Raw genomic sequence first — 13,888 nt, forward strand, 5'->3', positions numbered from 1 at the left:
CCTTGATGAGCTGCGCTGGAGTGTGCGCGGCCTGAACCAGGGCGTCCTGGATGGCAGCGGTTCTTATTGCCTTGAGTTCGTCGGTCTCCGAGGGGAGCTTGTAGGAGTCGATGACGGACTGGAAGGCGTGCTCGTCGGCGTCCGCAAGGCGCAGCGACTCAACGATCAGGTGATCGGCAGCGCTGGTGATCCGGTTGACGAGCCCTGCATGCTGCTCATATTTCGCGCCTGTGGTGTACCTGGCCACCATGGCAACCAAGGCAGCGCCTTGGGCTGCATGCAGTGCCGCCGCCGCACCACCGCCGGGTGTGGGCTGACGCGACGCGAGCCGGGAGAGATAGTTGTTGATGGTTTCTGAGCTGATCATGGGAGGAGTACTAGCCGCGGAGCCGGCTCATGGTGGGGTCGTACAGCGGATCCTGGGTCACGGTCGCTTGGATACGGCGGCCGAAGTACTCAATTTCCACGGAGTCCCCGATTGATACAGCAGAGGGCAGGTAGGCGTAGGCAATCGGCTTGCGGACGGAGTATCCGTAAGCGGCGCTGGTGACGTAACCAACGGCCTGGTCCTTGTAGAACACCGGTTCCTTGCCCAGTACGAGGCTCCTGCCGTCGTCGACCGTCAAGCAGCGCAGGCGACGCGCCGAGCCTTCCTCGGTGCGGCCTTCAAGGGCGGCCTTGCCGACGAAGTTCTCCTTGGTCATCTTCACGGCGAACCCGAGGCCGGCTTCGTAAGGATCATGCTCTGTGGTCATGTCCGTGCCCCAGGAGCGGTAGCCCTTTTCGAGGCGCAGCGAGCTGAAGGCTGCACGGCCCGCGGCAATGACGCCGAACGGCTGGCCGGCCTTCCACAGGGCATCCCAGAGGCGCTGCCCGTTGTCCGCGCTGGTGTAGAGCTCCCAGCCGAGTTCGCCCACGTAGGACAGGCGCATGGCCGTGACGTTGACGCCGCCAATGGTGACCTTCTTGGCGCGGAAGTACTTCAAGCCGTCATTGGTGAAGTCATCGCTGCTGACGGTGCTGATGAGGTCGCGGGCCAGCGGACCCCACAAGCCGATGCAGCAGGTGCCGCCGGTGGTATCGCGGACCTGGACCCAGTCTCCGGCGTCGCCGTTCTCCGTCTGGTGGCGGGCTGCGCGTTCAAAGTAGGCGGTGTCCATGTTGCCGTTGGCACCCAACTGGAAGGTGTCTTCGCTGAGGCGGGCAACGGTGATGTCGCTTCGGACGCCGCCGGCCTCGTCCAGCAGGAGGGTGTAGGTCACTGCGCCGGGCTTCTTGGCCAAGTCGCCCGTGGTCAGTTCCTGAAGCAGCTTCAGGGCTCCCGGGCCGGAAACTTCGAGGCGCTTCAGCGGAGTCATGTCGTACATGGCAACTGCTGTGCGGGTCTTCCATGCTTCGGCCGCGGCAATGGGCGAGCTGAACATGCCGGACCAGGCGTCACGGGCCGGGGGCTGCCAATCGTCCGGCATTTCCTTGAGCAGTTCAGCGTTGGCCTCGAACCAGTAAGGGCGCTCCCAGCCGGCGCCTTCCAGGAAGTAGCCGCCCAACTGCTTCTGGCGGGCATGGAAGGGGCTGACGCGAAGGTTGCGGGGGGAGAGCTTGGGCTGCAGCGGGTGCATGACATCGTAGATTTCCACGAAGTTCTGCTGTGAAGTCTCACTGACGTATTCGGGAGTCAGCTGGACCTCTTCGAAACGGTGAATATCGCAGTCGCCAAGGTCGATCTGCGACTTGCCGGTGGTCAGCAGTTCGGCCACTGCGCGGGCAATGCCGGCAGAGTGGGTGACCCAGACGGCCTCGGCAACGAAGAAGCCGTCCACTTCCTTGGATTCGCCAACCAGCGAGCCGCCGTCAGGGGTAAAGGAGAAGATGCCGTTGAAGCCGTCCTCGATTTCGCTTTCGCGGAGGGCGGGAAGAATCTGCTTGGTTGCTTCCCAGGCGGGAAGGAAGTCTTCCAGCGTGAAGTCCAGGCGCGAGGGCATGTTGTGTTCGCTGATGCTGCTGGGCTCGTAGCTGCCCAGTTCGTCCAGGTCTACAGGCATGGGGCGGTGGGCGTAGGAGCCGATGCCGTAACGGTCTCCGTGCTCGCGGTAGTAGAGGTCCTGGTCCTGGTGGCGCAGGATGGGCAGCTGGGCGCCGTTGGGAAGTTCGTTCTTGCCCTTCTGGGCGGGAACCGGCGTGGTTTTTACGTATTGGTGTGCCAGCGGGAGGAGCGGGACGGACATTCCGATCAGCTCGCCCACCTTGGCGCCCCAGAAACCGGCGCAGGAAACCACGATGTCCGCGGGGATCACGCCTTCGGCGGTCTCGACGCCGGTCACGCGGCGGTTGGACTGCTCGATTCCGGTGACCTCGGTGTTGCCGATGTACTTAACGCCGGCGGCTTCGGTGCGCTTGATCAGCAATTGCACAGCGCGGGCAGCAAGGGCCAAGCCATCGGTGGGGACGTGGAGGCCGCCCAGGATGTCTTCCTCGTTAATGAGCGGGTAGAGCTCCTTGCATTCCTCACGAGTGAGGATCTTGCCGTCGATGCCCCAGGACTGTGCGTAGCCGAGCTTCCGCTTCAGATCAGCCAGGCGCGTCTCCGTGGTGGCAACTTCAAGGCCGCCCACTTGGTTGAAGCAGCTTTGGCCATCCTCGGTGAGGGACAGGAGCTTCTCCACCGTGTACTTGGCAAAGAGGGCCATGGACTTTGACGGGTTGGTCTGGAAGACCAGGCCGGGCGCGTGGGATGTGGAGCCACCGGGCATGTTCAGGGGCCCTTGGTCCAGGACGGTGATGTTGTTCCATCCGCGGGTGACCAGTTCGTCGGCGAGGTTGGTGCCGACGATCCCGGCTCCGATGATGACAATGCGGGGCGTGGATGCCATGGGGGTTCTCCTGCTGAAGTTCGTGGGGGTTCTGGGGCGACGGGTGGCTTAGCGGAAAACCACGGTGCTGGTCTCATCCAGCAGTACGCGGTGTTCGCAGTGCCACTTGACGGCGCGGGACAATGCCAGGGCTTCGGCGTCTTGGCCCACGGTTGAGAGCGTGGTGGGGCCGTAGCTGTGGTCGACGCGGATGACTTCCTGCTCGATGATCGGTCCCTCGTCCAAGTCCGCGGTGACGTAGTGGGCGGTTGCACCCACCAGCTTTACCCCGCGGTCATAGGCCTGGTGGTAGGGACGGGCACCCTTGAAACCGGGAAGGAAGGAATGGTGGATGTTGATGGCACGGCCTTCAAGGGCACGGCAGAGGTCATCGGAGAGGACCTGCATGTAGCGTGCCAGCACCACAAGGTCCACGTTGTATTCCTCCACCAGGTCCAGGAGGCGTTGTTCAGCCTCTGCCTTGGTGTCCGGGATGACGGGGATGTAGACAAAGGGCAGCCCGGCCGCTTCAGCCATGGCCCTGTGGGTCTCATGGTTGGAGGCAACTACTACAAGGTCACCGCCGAGGCTGCCGCCGCGCCACCGGAAGATGAGGTCGTTCAGGCAATGCCCGAACTTGGAGACCATCACCAGGACCCGCTTCTTGGTCTGGTCATGGAAGCTGAACTTCATCTCGAAGCGGTCAGCAATCGCACTGAATTCCTCTTCGAGCCGCTCAGGTGAGTAGGACAGCGGTCCGGAGAAAGCGGTCCGCAGGTGCAGCGTTTGGCGGAGGCCGTCGTCGAACTGCTGGTGCTCTTCGATGTTGAAACCGCGCTCGAAAAGGAAGGTGGTGACTGCCTGAACAATCCCGGCGCGCTCGACGCACGACAATGTGAGTACGAACTTCTGTGCTTGCTCTTCGTTGAGCATTTCGGGCTTCGGCAGGGTGCTTACCGGTGAGTCTGTCGCCACGAGGGTCATGTCTCCTCCTTTAGATATATTCTTGAGTCCTGAACTGATATATTAGGATTGGGATTCAGCGTATACTGGTGTTCCGGGCAGGTCAATAGGTTTTTTGGTTGTGAAGAAGGGGATGGCGCTGTGGCTTTTGGAACTCTGGCAATCGCCGGTGAAGACACGAAGAAGTCTTTGGCCGACCTCGCCTACGAACGCCTACGGGACCGGCTTTTGATGCTGGACATCAAGCCCGGCGACCTCCTTAACGACGACCAGCTCGCCAAGGATCTGGAGATAGGCCGGACGCCGGTGCGCGAAGCCTTGAAGCGACTGGAGTTGGACCGGCTGGTTATTACGTATCCACGGCGGGGCACCTTTGCCACCCGCGTGGAAGTGACCGACCTCGCCTTCATCTCCGAGATCCGGGCCCAGCTGGAACCCCTCGCTGCTGCCCGCGCGGCCCGTGTTGCCTCGCCGGCCACCAGGGACCGCCTGCGTGAAGTGATGAGCGCCGTGGAGGACTTCGACGTCAAGGCGGCGTCCGTGGTTGAGACCCTGCGGCTCGACGCCAGCGTCCACCAGGGGATCTACGCGGCGGCTGCAAATCCACACCTTGAAGACATCCTGATCCGCTATGACAACCTGGCCACGCGCATTTGGTGCATGGTCCTGGACCGGTTGCCCAACCTGGAGCACCACCTGCGCGAGCATCTGGATCTGCTGCGGGCGGTCATTGACGGCGACGAGGATAAGGCTGCCGAGTTGGCTCGCGTCCACGTCAGTGGCTTCGAGCAGGCAGTGCGTCAGGCGCTTTTCGCGGCTTAACCCAACGGCGCCTTTTGGCTGTTGACTCCCCGGCCGACCGATTGCATACTGAGTTATCCATCTAATATATCAGCCGGATATCAGTGCGCCGATGCTTGCCGTTGATCCCTCCGGGCGTTAGTGATGCCATCACAACCTTGAACCTTTGGAGTATCGAGTGACGACCAGACCCCTCCTCTTCGAACACATCCCCTTGATGGGCAGCAGCCGCGTGAAGCGGGGCATGGCGGAGATGCTCAAGGGCGGCGTCATCATGGACGTCGTTAACGTCGAGCAGGCCCGCATCGCCGAGGATGCCGGTGCTGTGGCTGTCATGGCGCTCGAGCGCGTTCCGGCCGATATCCGTGCCCAGGGCGGCGTGTCCCGCATGTCCGATCCCGACATGATCGATGCGATCATCGCGGCCGTGTCCATTCCGGTGATGGCCAAGGCCCGGATCGGCCACTTCGTCGAAGCCCAGGTCCTGCAGTCCCTCGGTGTTGACTACATCGACGAGTCCGAGGTCCTCACCCCGGCCGACTACATCAACCACATCGACAAGTGGAACTTCACCGTTCCCTTCGTCTGTGGTGCCACCAACCTGGGTGAGGCCCTGCGCCGCATCAACGAGGGTGCGGCGATGATCCGTTCCAAGGGCGAAGCCGGCACGGGCGATGTTTCCAACGCCACCGGCCACATGCGCAAGATCCGCTCGGAGATCGCCAAGCTTGCAGCCCTTCCGGAGGACGAGCTGTACGTTGCGGCCAAGGAGTTGCAGGCCCCGTATGAGCTGGTCAAGGAAGTTGCCGCTACCGGCAAGCTCCCCGTGGTCCTGTTCACCGCCGGTGGCATCGCTACCCCGGCTGATGCTGCGATGATGATGCAGCTCGGCGCGGACGGTGTGTTCGTCGGTTCGGGCATCTTCAAGTCCGGCAACCCCGCAGAGCGCGCCGCCGCCGTCGTGAACGCCACTGCCTACTACGACGATCCCGATGTCATCGCCAAGGTCTCCCGCGGCCTCGGCGAAGCCATGGTGGGCATCAACGTCGACGAGATTCCCCAGCCCCACCGCCTCGCAGAACGTGGATGGTAAGTTTCCACTGCGCCCGGTGGGCGCTGGTCCTCTGTGTGCTATTCCCCGCAACCGCTGCCGCCACTTTCGCGGTGGTTGGGGCGGGGGCCCTTTTACGCACACTGCCGGATCAGCGCCCACCGTCCCGTTTTTGGTGTGTTGGGCGGAAGGTCTTTCCACCAGGAAGCTCTTCGATAAGTCCACGGGCTACCAGGTGTGGGCCTAAGCGGCTCCTGGTTTCAGCGCTCGTCTTCCGGCCGGGCCGTGAGGATGCGGTGGGCGTTCTCCTGCAAAATGCCGAGCGACTCCTGAATGAGTGGTGAGGCGATGCTGCCCCGACGTGCTGCAGCCACAATGCGTCGGGTGGGTTTGCCCTTGCCCGTGATGCGCAACCGGACAACATTCTCTGCGTTGTTCAGGGGCGCCAACCTTGGCAGCAGGCCGACGCCCAGGCCTGCGCCCACGAACGCTATCTGGGTTTCCCATTCCACTGCCTCGTGCGCCACCCGGGGTGTCACCCCCACGGCCGTAAAGGCGGCTGTGAAGAGGGCGTGGTAGGTGGAGCCGGCGGCCTCGGTAATCCAAGGTTCGGAGGCAAGCTCTTCGAGCGTCACCGATTCCTGCTCTGCCAGTGGATGGTCCGCGGGAATGATCACGTCCAGGGGATCGTCCAACAGCACGGTCTGCTCGAACCGGGGATCGTCCTCACCGTAGGTTTCGGACTGCATGGCGACGATTACGGCGAGGTCGATTCGTTCTGCCACCAGCAAGTCGAAACAACGGGCCGGGTTGGCCTCCAGCACTTGGACTTCCAGCAGGGGACGCGTCGAGCGCAGCGTGGCGGCGAGCGGTGCCAGCAACTGTGCGGCCGCCGTCGAGAATCCGCCGAGCCCGAAATGTGACTGCACTTGGTCGCCGGCCTCCATGGCCGCTGCCCGCAAACTCTCCCATTCGGCAATCAGGGCGTCCGAGCCCGTCACCAAAAAGCGTCCCGTGGCAGTCAATCGAACGCCCCGGCCGTCCTTGGTCAGCAGCTGCATTCCCAGCATTCGCTGGAGCTCGCGGAGTTGCGCGGAAACGGCTGAGGGGGAGTAGCCGGTGAGCTCCGCTGTGGCGCCAATAGTGCCGCAGCGGGCAAACACCCGAAGTGTGATGAGCCTCGCATCGATCATGCACCTATTGTGCACGGTTATCTTCTGAATCTTGCGCTTTTGTTGCGGTTCAATCGTCCCTAATCTCATGACTATAAGGTTTTCGACAACGCCGCTCGCCCCCAACGCAGCCGTGCTCCCCACGAAACACACTCTGACCCACGCCTCCCGGGAGGAAACATATGTCTGCACCAGTCTTGCCCCTCAACTCACGCGGAAAACTCGCTTCATCCTTGCCTGCAGAGCAGCTGGCGGAGATCAGCGGTTTGTTCGAGTTCCGGCGCAAGGGATATTCCCTCGATGCGCCGTTCTACACTGATGCCACGATCTTCAAGATCGACATGGAGGCCATTTTTGGCCAGCATTGGATCTTCGCCGGCAGCATTGCCGAACTGCCGGAGCCGGGCGACTACATCACCGTCGATTACGGTCCCTACTCCCTGATCGTGCTGCGCAATGACGACGGCGGCGTGAACGTCCTGCACAACGTCTGCCGCCACCGCGGCGCCCGGGTACTGACCGAAGCAACCGGATCAACCGGCAACCTGGTGTGCGGCTACCACTCGTGGACCTACTCTCCGGAAGGCAACCTGATCCACGCCTCCGCACCGGGAGAGACAAAGTTCGACAAGAGCTGCTTCGGCCTCAAGCGTGCCCACAGCCGCGTGGTGGCCGGGCTCATCTTCGTGTGCGTCGCCGACGAGCCGCCGGCGGACTTTGACGAAACGTCCAAGATCTTCGAGCCGTACCTCGCACCCCACGATCTCTCCAAGACGAAGATTGCCTACCAGCAGAACATCATCGAGGAAGGCAACTGGAAGCTCGTCATGGAGAACAACCGTGAGTGCTACCACTGCGACGGCCACCCTGAGCTGGCCTGTTCCCTCTTCCCCACCTGGGGCCTGACGGAGGGCCTGATCCCGGCCCACCTTGAAGAAGTGTGGGACCGCAACAAGGAAGCGCAGTCCTCGCTCGAGGAGCGTTGCCGCCGCTACGGCCTTCCCTATGAGGTTGTGGAGGAGCTCGACACCCGGATCGCGGGAATCCGCATCTCACGTGAATCCCTGGACGGCGAGGGCGAATCCTTCTCCGCCGATGGTCGCAGGCTCTCCAAGAAGCTCCTGGGCGACTTGCGCGACTTCCGCCTGGGCCGCTGCTCGATGCACCTGCAGCCCAACAGCTGGTTCCACTTCCAGAGCGACCACGTCATCACGTTCGGCGTCTTCCCCATCAACGAACACCAGTCCCTGGTCCGCACCACGTGGCTGGTAGCCGACGACGCCGTGGAAGGCGTGGACTACGACCTCGAGAAGCTCACCTACACCTGGAAGCAAACCAATCTGCAGGACAAGGCGTTTGTTGAGTTGTGCCAGACCGGCGCAGGCAGCCCCGCCTACGAGCCCGGCCCTTACATGAAGAGCGAATACCAGGTGGAGGCCTTCATCAACTGGTACGTACAGCGTGTCCAGGAGCACTTGGCATGACCGAACTCCTCACCGAGACTGTAGTCCAGGAGCCACATCGGATCCGCGGCCTTGAAATGCCGTGGAACAGGGTCATGGGCAGCACCGAGGGACCTGCAAGTGCAGCCCGTGCCTTGGGCCCGTGGCATCCGCAGGAGTTCATGGCCGAATGCGTGGAGATTGTTCCCGAAGTGGGCGGCATGATGACGTTCGTGTTCCGTCGCTCCGACGGTGCGCCCCTGGCTTTCCGTGCCGGCCAGTACGTGAACGTCGCCTTCCCCGTGAACGGCGAGGACCAGGATCCGGCGGACCGCAGCTACTCACTGTCCAGCGCGCCCACCAAGCCGTGGACCTTCGACATCACGGTCAAGCGCGATCCCACGGGCCTGGTCTCACCGTGGGTGCACGAGAACATCAAACCGGGGACTGTTTTGGAGATGCTCGGGCCGGTGGGCGCGTTCCACCTGCCCGACGCCGACCGGCGGGCACGGTACCTCCTGTTGGCCGCCGGAGCTGGGATCACGCCCATCATGTCGATGGTGCGGACCATTCACTCCCTGCCGGGAGAAGCCGACGTAGTGGTGCTCTATCACGGAGCAGCGGACGAGGGCTTTGCCTTCAACAAGGAGCTCGCCTACATCGCCTCCGTGGACTCGCGCATCAAGGTCTTCTATTCCCTGGGTGATCGCGGCAAGCCCGATGACTGGGAAGGGCTCAGCGGAAGGTTGACGGCGGCCATGCTGGACCAAGTGGCCCCCGATGCCAACGGCCGCCAGGTTTACGCCTGCGGCCCCGAAGGGTACCTGAACACGGCCACGGAGCTCCTGGGGAAGGTGGGCGTGGACGATACCTCCATCCACATGGAATTCTTTACCGGAGACCGCCAGACCATCCTCGAATATCAGGCGGAGCTCGCCCACGCGGCCGACATCGCGGAGGAAATCGCGGAGGAAATCGCCGATTCCGCCGAGGACTACTACGAAAGCCAGCCCACGGCGTTCGGACTCTACGAGCCCGGCTACGACGCCGGGGGAACCTTGAAAGCGACGGGCCTCCCGCTGGAATCCGCCGATTCGGAGGCATCCGGTCCGGAAGTTTCCGACGCCGGTCCGGAGGTTCAGCACGAGGTTGCTGTTCCTGATGCGTCGAGTTTTGAGACTGTGGGCACGGGCAGCCTCACCCTGTCCTTCATGCGCACGGGCATCAATGTCCGGGTAGACCCCACTGAGCACATCCTGGGTCCGGCCCAGCGGGCGGGCGTCAGGATTGGTGCCAACTGCAAGGAAGGCATGTGCGGCTCCTGCAAAGTGGTCAAGCTTTCGGGGGACGTGGAAATGAACCACCAGGGCGGCATCCGGGCCCGTGAAATCGACGCCGGGAAGTTCCTGCCCTGCTGTTCCACCGCGCTCACCGACATGGTGATCGACGCCTGAAGGGCAGCAACCGGCAGGAGAGGAGGAAGACGGCCAGTCTTCCTCCTCTCCTTTTTTGTTCCAGTATTTTTTAGGGCGGCTGTAACCCGCCATGGTGCACGGAAAATTCGTGTCCGCAACCCAGAGTTAATCTGTTTTCCCCTTACTCCGCGGTATAAGGGGTCTATAGTGGGGGATAGGACATTCGCTGATGCAGCCCGGCGGCCCGCTTTTCTTCCGACGCCGGAGGCCCGTAATGACCGACACCCAAATAGGCAGCTTTATTCGCGACTGTGTGGTGTTTGAGGACGACACTGAGAACGGCTTGGATTTTGACACTTTCTATGGCCTGTACATCAGCTGGTGCGTTCTTGGACGCAAAATCCCCATTCCCGACTCCGCTTTCAAGACAGCCCTTGAACTCGAGGGGCTCAGGCCCATCAAGGAAAACGGCCGCAGAATCTATGCCGGCATGAGCATGGTTGGCCCTGCCGCCAGGGACTACGTGGTGAACAGCGTTCCCATGTGGCAAGAGACCGAGGCCAGCGCCGCGGCCCTTTCCGAAATTTCTGAGGAAGCTGTTCCCTCCATCGCCTGATTTCATTCAACAGCCAGCGTCCAGCCCGTGCCCCTAGGATTTCAGAAGGGGGCATGGGCTGTTCCTGTTTTTGGGGTGTGCGCTGAAAGGAATTAATGAAACCGTCCATCGTGTGGTTCCGGGACGACCTGAGGGTCGCCGACAATCCGGCCTTGCGTGCCGCCGTCGACGACGGCGAAGCCGTGGCTTTGTTTGTCCTCGACGAAGAATCGCCGGGCATTCGCCCCCATGGCGGCGCTGCGCGCTGGTGGCTCCACCATTCCTTGACGGCACTGCGTGAAGATCTGGAAAAACTGGGCATACCGCTGCTGCTCCGCCGCGGGCCGGCCGGAGACATTGTGCAGAAAACCGCGACGACGCTGGGTGCGGGCGCGCTGTACTGGAACCGCAGGTACGGTGCGGCTGAGCGGGCGGTCGACGCCGGACTCAAGACCTGGGCGGCCGAGGCCGGCCTGCAAGTGGCGAGTTTCCAAGCCTCCCTTCTTCATGAACCCTGGAATGTCACGACCAAAACGGGCGGGCAGTACAAGGTTTTCACGCCTTTCTGGCGGACGGTGTCCGCGCAGGAATTCCGCGATCCGTTGGCCGTCCCGGCGAAGGGCCATGGGTTCACCGGGAAACTGCCTGCCAGCGACCTCTTGGACTCCTGGCAGCTCCTGCCCACCAGCCCGGACTGGTCCGGGGGATTGGCTGAGATGTGGACCCCTGGGTCAGCTGCCGGGCACAAGCGGCTCGCTGCGTTCGTGGCGGACGGGCTGGATAACTACAGCGAGGGCAGGAACCGTCCGGATACCGATGGCAGCAGTTGCCTGTCTCCCTACCTTCGATGGGGTGAGCTGAGCCCCTTTGAGGTGTGGCATGCCTTGGGGTCCAGGCGATCGGAAAGCGCAAGCATTTATGCCTCCGAGCTGGGCTGGCGTGAATTCTGCTGGCACCAGTATTTCCACAACCCGGAGATCGCCACCGCCAACCTTCGCCCTGAGTTCGATCGTTTCCCGTGGGCTTGGCCCGGCACTAACGGAGTGAAAGGGAAGCACCCCGGCCACGAGAGTGCGCCGGAGGAGTTCCGGGCCTGGCAGCAGGGCCGCACCGGCTTCCCCATGGTTGATGCCGGGCAACGCCAGTTGTGGCACACCGGCTGGATGCACAACCGGGTACGTATGGTGGCGGCAAGCTTCCTGGTGAAGAACCTGGGCATCCATTGGCAGCTCGGGGAGCAGTGGTTCTGGGACACCTTGGTGGACGCTGATCCGGCGTCGAATCCTGCCAACTGGCAGTGGGTTGCGGGCTCCGGTGCGGATGCCTCGCCCTTCTTCAGGATCTTCAACCCGGAGGCCCAGCGCACCCGGTTTGATCCGGCGGGAAAGTACATTGCCCGCTGGCTCCCGGACTTCGGGACGCCTGAGTATCCGGAGGAAATCGTGGACCTCAAAACCACCCGGGCGGAGGCCCTGGAGGCGTACAAGGAGATGAAGGAAGTCCACTGAGGGCCTTCCAGGCACCCCTCTGGAAATTAGTAGGAAGTCCGAGTATATTCGGATTCAGAGATGACCTGGATCACAGTTGGTCACGTGTTCCCCGCAGTGGTCCCAGTACCCGGCGGCACGGCAGTCATTCACGATGCAAAGGAGCATTTCACCATGGTGCGCGAGCTTTCCCACTACGTAGACGGCCAAAGGATCGACGGCACGTCCGGTCGATTCAGTGATGTCTACGATCCCTGCACAGGCGAAGTCCAGGCGCGGCTTCCGCTGGCCGGCGCTGACGAGGTTCGCAACGCCGTCGCAAATGCCGAGAAGGGCCAGCTCGAATGGGCGGCCATGAACCCGCAGCGCCGCGGACGCATCCTGCTCAAGTTCGTGGACCTGGTCAACGAAAACATGGATGAACTGGCTAAACTCCTGTCCTCCGAGCACGGCAAGACCTTCGCGGACGCCAAAGGCGATATCCAGCGCGGCATCGAAGTAGTGGAGTTCTCCGCGGGGGCGCCGCACCTCCTCAAAGGTGAGTTCTCCGACAACGCCGGGCAGGGGATCGACGTCCACTCGCTCCGCCAACCGCTGGGCGTCGTCGCTGGCATTACGCCCTTCAACTTCCCGGCCATGATTCCCTTGTGGAAATCCGGACCGGCGCTCGCAGCCGGCAACGCGTTCATCCTCAAGCCTTCCGAGCGGGACCCCTCGGTGCCGCTGCGACTTGCCGAGCTTTACAGTGAGGCAGGGGTGCCGAACGGCGTCTTCAATGTCATCAACGGCGACAAGGAAGCAGTGGACGCACTGCTCGAAGATCCGCGGGTGAAGGCCATCGGGTTCGTGGGATCCACGCCGATTGCCCAGTACATCTACGCAACGGCTGCTGCCCACGGCAAGCGCGCACAGTGCTTCGGCGGGGCGAAGAACCACATGGTGATCATGCCCGACGCCGATCTGGACATGGCAGCCGACGCCCTGATTGGTGCCGGCTACGGTTCCGCCGGCGAACGCTGCATGGCAATCTCCGTGGCCGTACCGGTGGGCCAGGAAACTGCTGACGCGCTGGTGGCCAAGCTGACCGAGCGCGTCAAGGACCTGAAGGTAGGCCACAGCCTGGACAAGGATTCGGACTTCGGCCCCGTGGTGGCTGCTTCTGCCAAGGAGAGGATTGAGGGCTACATCCAGTCCGGCGTGGACGAAGGCGCGACGCTGGTCACCGATGGCCGCGGCCTCACCGTGGACGGATACGACGGCGGTTTCTGGGTGGGCCCCACGCTCTTCGATCACGTCACCAAGGACATGAAGATCTACAAGGAAGAGATCTTCGGCCCGGTCCTCAGCGTGCTGCGCGCGGCTGACTACGACGAAGCACTCAGGCTCTGCAGCGAGCACGAGTTCGGCAACGGCGTCGCAATTTTCACCCGCGACGGCGACTCCGCCCGGGACTTTGCCAGCCGCGTGGAGGTGGGGATGGTGGGCATCAACGTGCCGATTCCGGTGCCGATCGCCTACTACACCTTCGGTGGCTGGAAGGCTTCCGGTTTCGGCGACCTCAACCAGCACGGCGCAGACGCCTTCCGCTTCTACACCAAGACCAAGACCGTGACGTCGCGGTGGCCCTCCGGCATTCGCCAGGGCGCCAGCTTCATCATGCCGGCAGGCAGCTGATGGGGGCTGAAGCGGCAGAGGAAGAAGTCCTGTTTGAGCGTCGCGGCCACCTGGGGATCGTCACCCTGAACCGCCCCAAGGCGGTCAACGCGCTGAACGCGGGAATGGTGAAAGCCATGCTCCGGCAGCTGACCGATTGGGCCGGCGACGACGCCGTTGCCACGGTGTTGGTGCGCGGCGCCGGTGACCGTGGGCTGTGCGCCGGCGGCGATATTGTGGCCATCTATAAAGACATGCTGCACGGCGGCACTGAAACTGCGGAGTTCTGGGCTGAGGAGTATCGCCTGAACTTGCTCATTTCGCAGTACCCCAAGCCGTACGTGGCCTTCATGGACGGGCTGGTACTGGGCGGTGGCGTGGGTATCTCCGCCCACGGTTCGGTCCGGATTGTCACCGAACGGACCCGTACCGGGATGCCCGAGACCACCATTGGTTTTGT

At 62.8% G+C, this 13,888-nt stretch carries 12 protein-coding genes; 8 read left to right on the forward strand and 4 right to left on the reverse strand.

Features of this window, described 5'->3' with window-relative positions:
* The 3 genes from HP499_RS12365 to purU all read right to left on the reverse strand — a co-directional run.
* A partial coding sequence (locus HP499_RS12365; RefSeq protein ID WP_172324350.1) for a cyclodeaminase/cyclohydrolase family protein occupies nt 1-367 on the reverse strand: 367 nt, incomplete at its 3' end.
* A gap of 10 nt (nt 368-377) precedes the next feature.
* Nucleotides 378-2,870: an FAD-dependent oxidoreductase gene (locus tag HP499_RS12370; protein ID WP_172324351.1), complete on the reverse strand. Its 2,493-nt coding sequence runs from the start codon at nt 2,868-2,870 to the stop codon at nt 378-380.
* Nucleotides 2,871-2,918: 48 nt separating this feature from the next.
* Nucleotides 2,919-3,833, reverse strand: coding sequence for a formyltetrahydrofolate deformylase (gene purU, locus HP499_RS12375; protein ID WP_172324352.1), 915 nt, complete (start codon nt 3,831-3,833; stop codon nt 2,919-2,921).
* Between the two features lie 120 nt (nt 3,834-3,953).
* Here purU and HP499_RS12380 point away from each other — a divergent pair, with 120 nt between their 5' ends.
* Nucleotides 3,954-4,634, forward strand: a complete 681-nt coding sequence (locus HP499_RS12380; protein WP_172324353.1) for a GntR family transcriptional regulator — start codon at nt 3,954-3,956, stop codon at nt 4,632-4,634.
* A gap of 196 nt (nt 4,635-4,830) precedes the next feature.
* Entirely contained in the window at nt 4,831-5,706 is an 876-nt protein-coding gene (gene pdxS, locus HP499_RS12385; RefSeq protein ID WP_172324360.1) for a pyridoxal 5'-phosphate synthase lyase subunit PdxS, read from the forward strand.
* 218 nt (nt 5,707-5,924) lie between these two features.
* On the opposite strand, the gene HP499_RS12390 is transcribed toward pdxS, so the two are convergent.
* A complete protein-coding gene (locus tag HP499_RS12390; protein ID WP_172324354.1) occupies nt 5,925-6,857 on the reverse strand; it encodes a LysR family transcriptional regulator in 933 nt (310 codons plus the stop codon).
* Nucleotides 6,858-7,018: 161 nt separating this feature from the next.
* On the opposite strand from HP499_RS12390, the gene HP499_RS12395 reads away from it, so the two are divergent.
* The 6 genes from HP499_RS12395 to HP499_RS12420 form a co-directional block, all read left to right on the forward strand.
* The gene (locus HP499_RS12395; RefSeq protein ID WP_172324355.1) at nt 7,019-8,320 is read left to right on the forward strand and encodes an SRPBCC family protein; all 1,302 of its coding nucleotides are present in this window, start codon (nt 7,019-7,021) and stop codon (nt 8,318-8,320) included.
* Nucleotides 8,317-9,732: a ferredoxin reductase gene (locus HP499_RS12400; RefSeq protein WP_172324356.1), complete on the forward strand. Its 1,416-nt coding sequence runs from the start codon at nt 8,317-8,319 to the stop codon at nt 9,730-9,732. Before HP499_RS12395 ends, HP499_RS12400 begins: the two co-directional genes overlap by 4 nt.
* A gap of 235 nt (nt 9,733-9,967) precedes the next feature.
* Nucleotides 9,968-10,309 carry a hypothetical protein gene (locus tag HP499_RS12405; RefSeq protein ID WP_172324357.1) on the forward strand — a complete coding sequence of 114 codons (342 nt, stop codon included), beginning with the start codon at nt 9,968-9,970 and terminating at the stop codon, nt 10,307-10,309.
* 95 nt (nt 10,310-10,404) lie between these two features.
* Nucleotides 10,405-11,796, forward strand: a complete 1,392-nt coding sequence (locus HP499_RS12410; RefSeq protein ID WP_172324358.1) for a deoxyribodipyrimidine photo-lyase — start codon at nt 10,405-10,407, stop codon at nt 11,794-11,796.
* Between the two features lie 153 nt (nt 11,797-11,949).
* On the forward strand, nt 11,950-13,449 hold the full coding sequence (locus HP499_RS12415) for a CoA-acylating methylmalonate-semialdehyde dehydrogenase (RefSeq protein ID WP_172324361.1): 1,500 nt from the start codon (nt 11,950-11,952) through the stop codon (nt 13,447-13,449).
* A partial coding sequence (locus HP499_RS12420; RefSeq protein WP_172324359.1) for an enoyl-CoA hydratase/isomerase family protein occupies nt 13,449-13,888 on the forward strand: 440 nt, incomplete at its 3' end. The genes HP499_RS12415 and HP499_RS12420, both read left to right, overlap by 1 nt.

The sequence above is a fragment of the Paenarthrobacter sp. CM16 genome, from assembly GCF_013179505.1.
GTDB lineage: Bacteria > Actinomycetota > Actinomycetes > Actinomycetales > Micrococcaceae > Arthrobacter.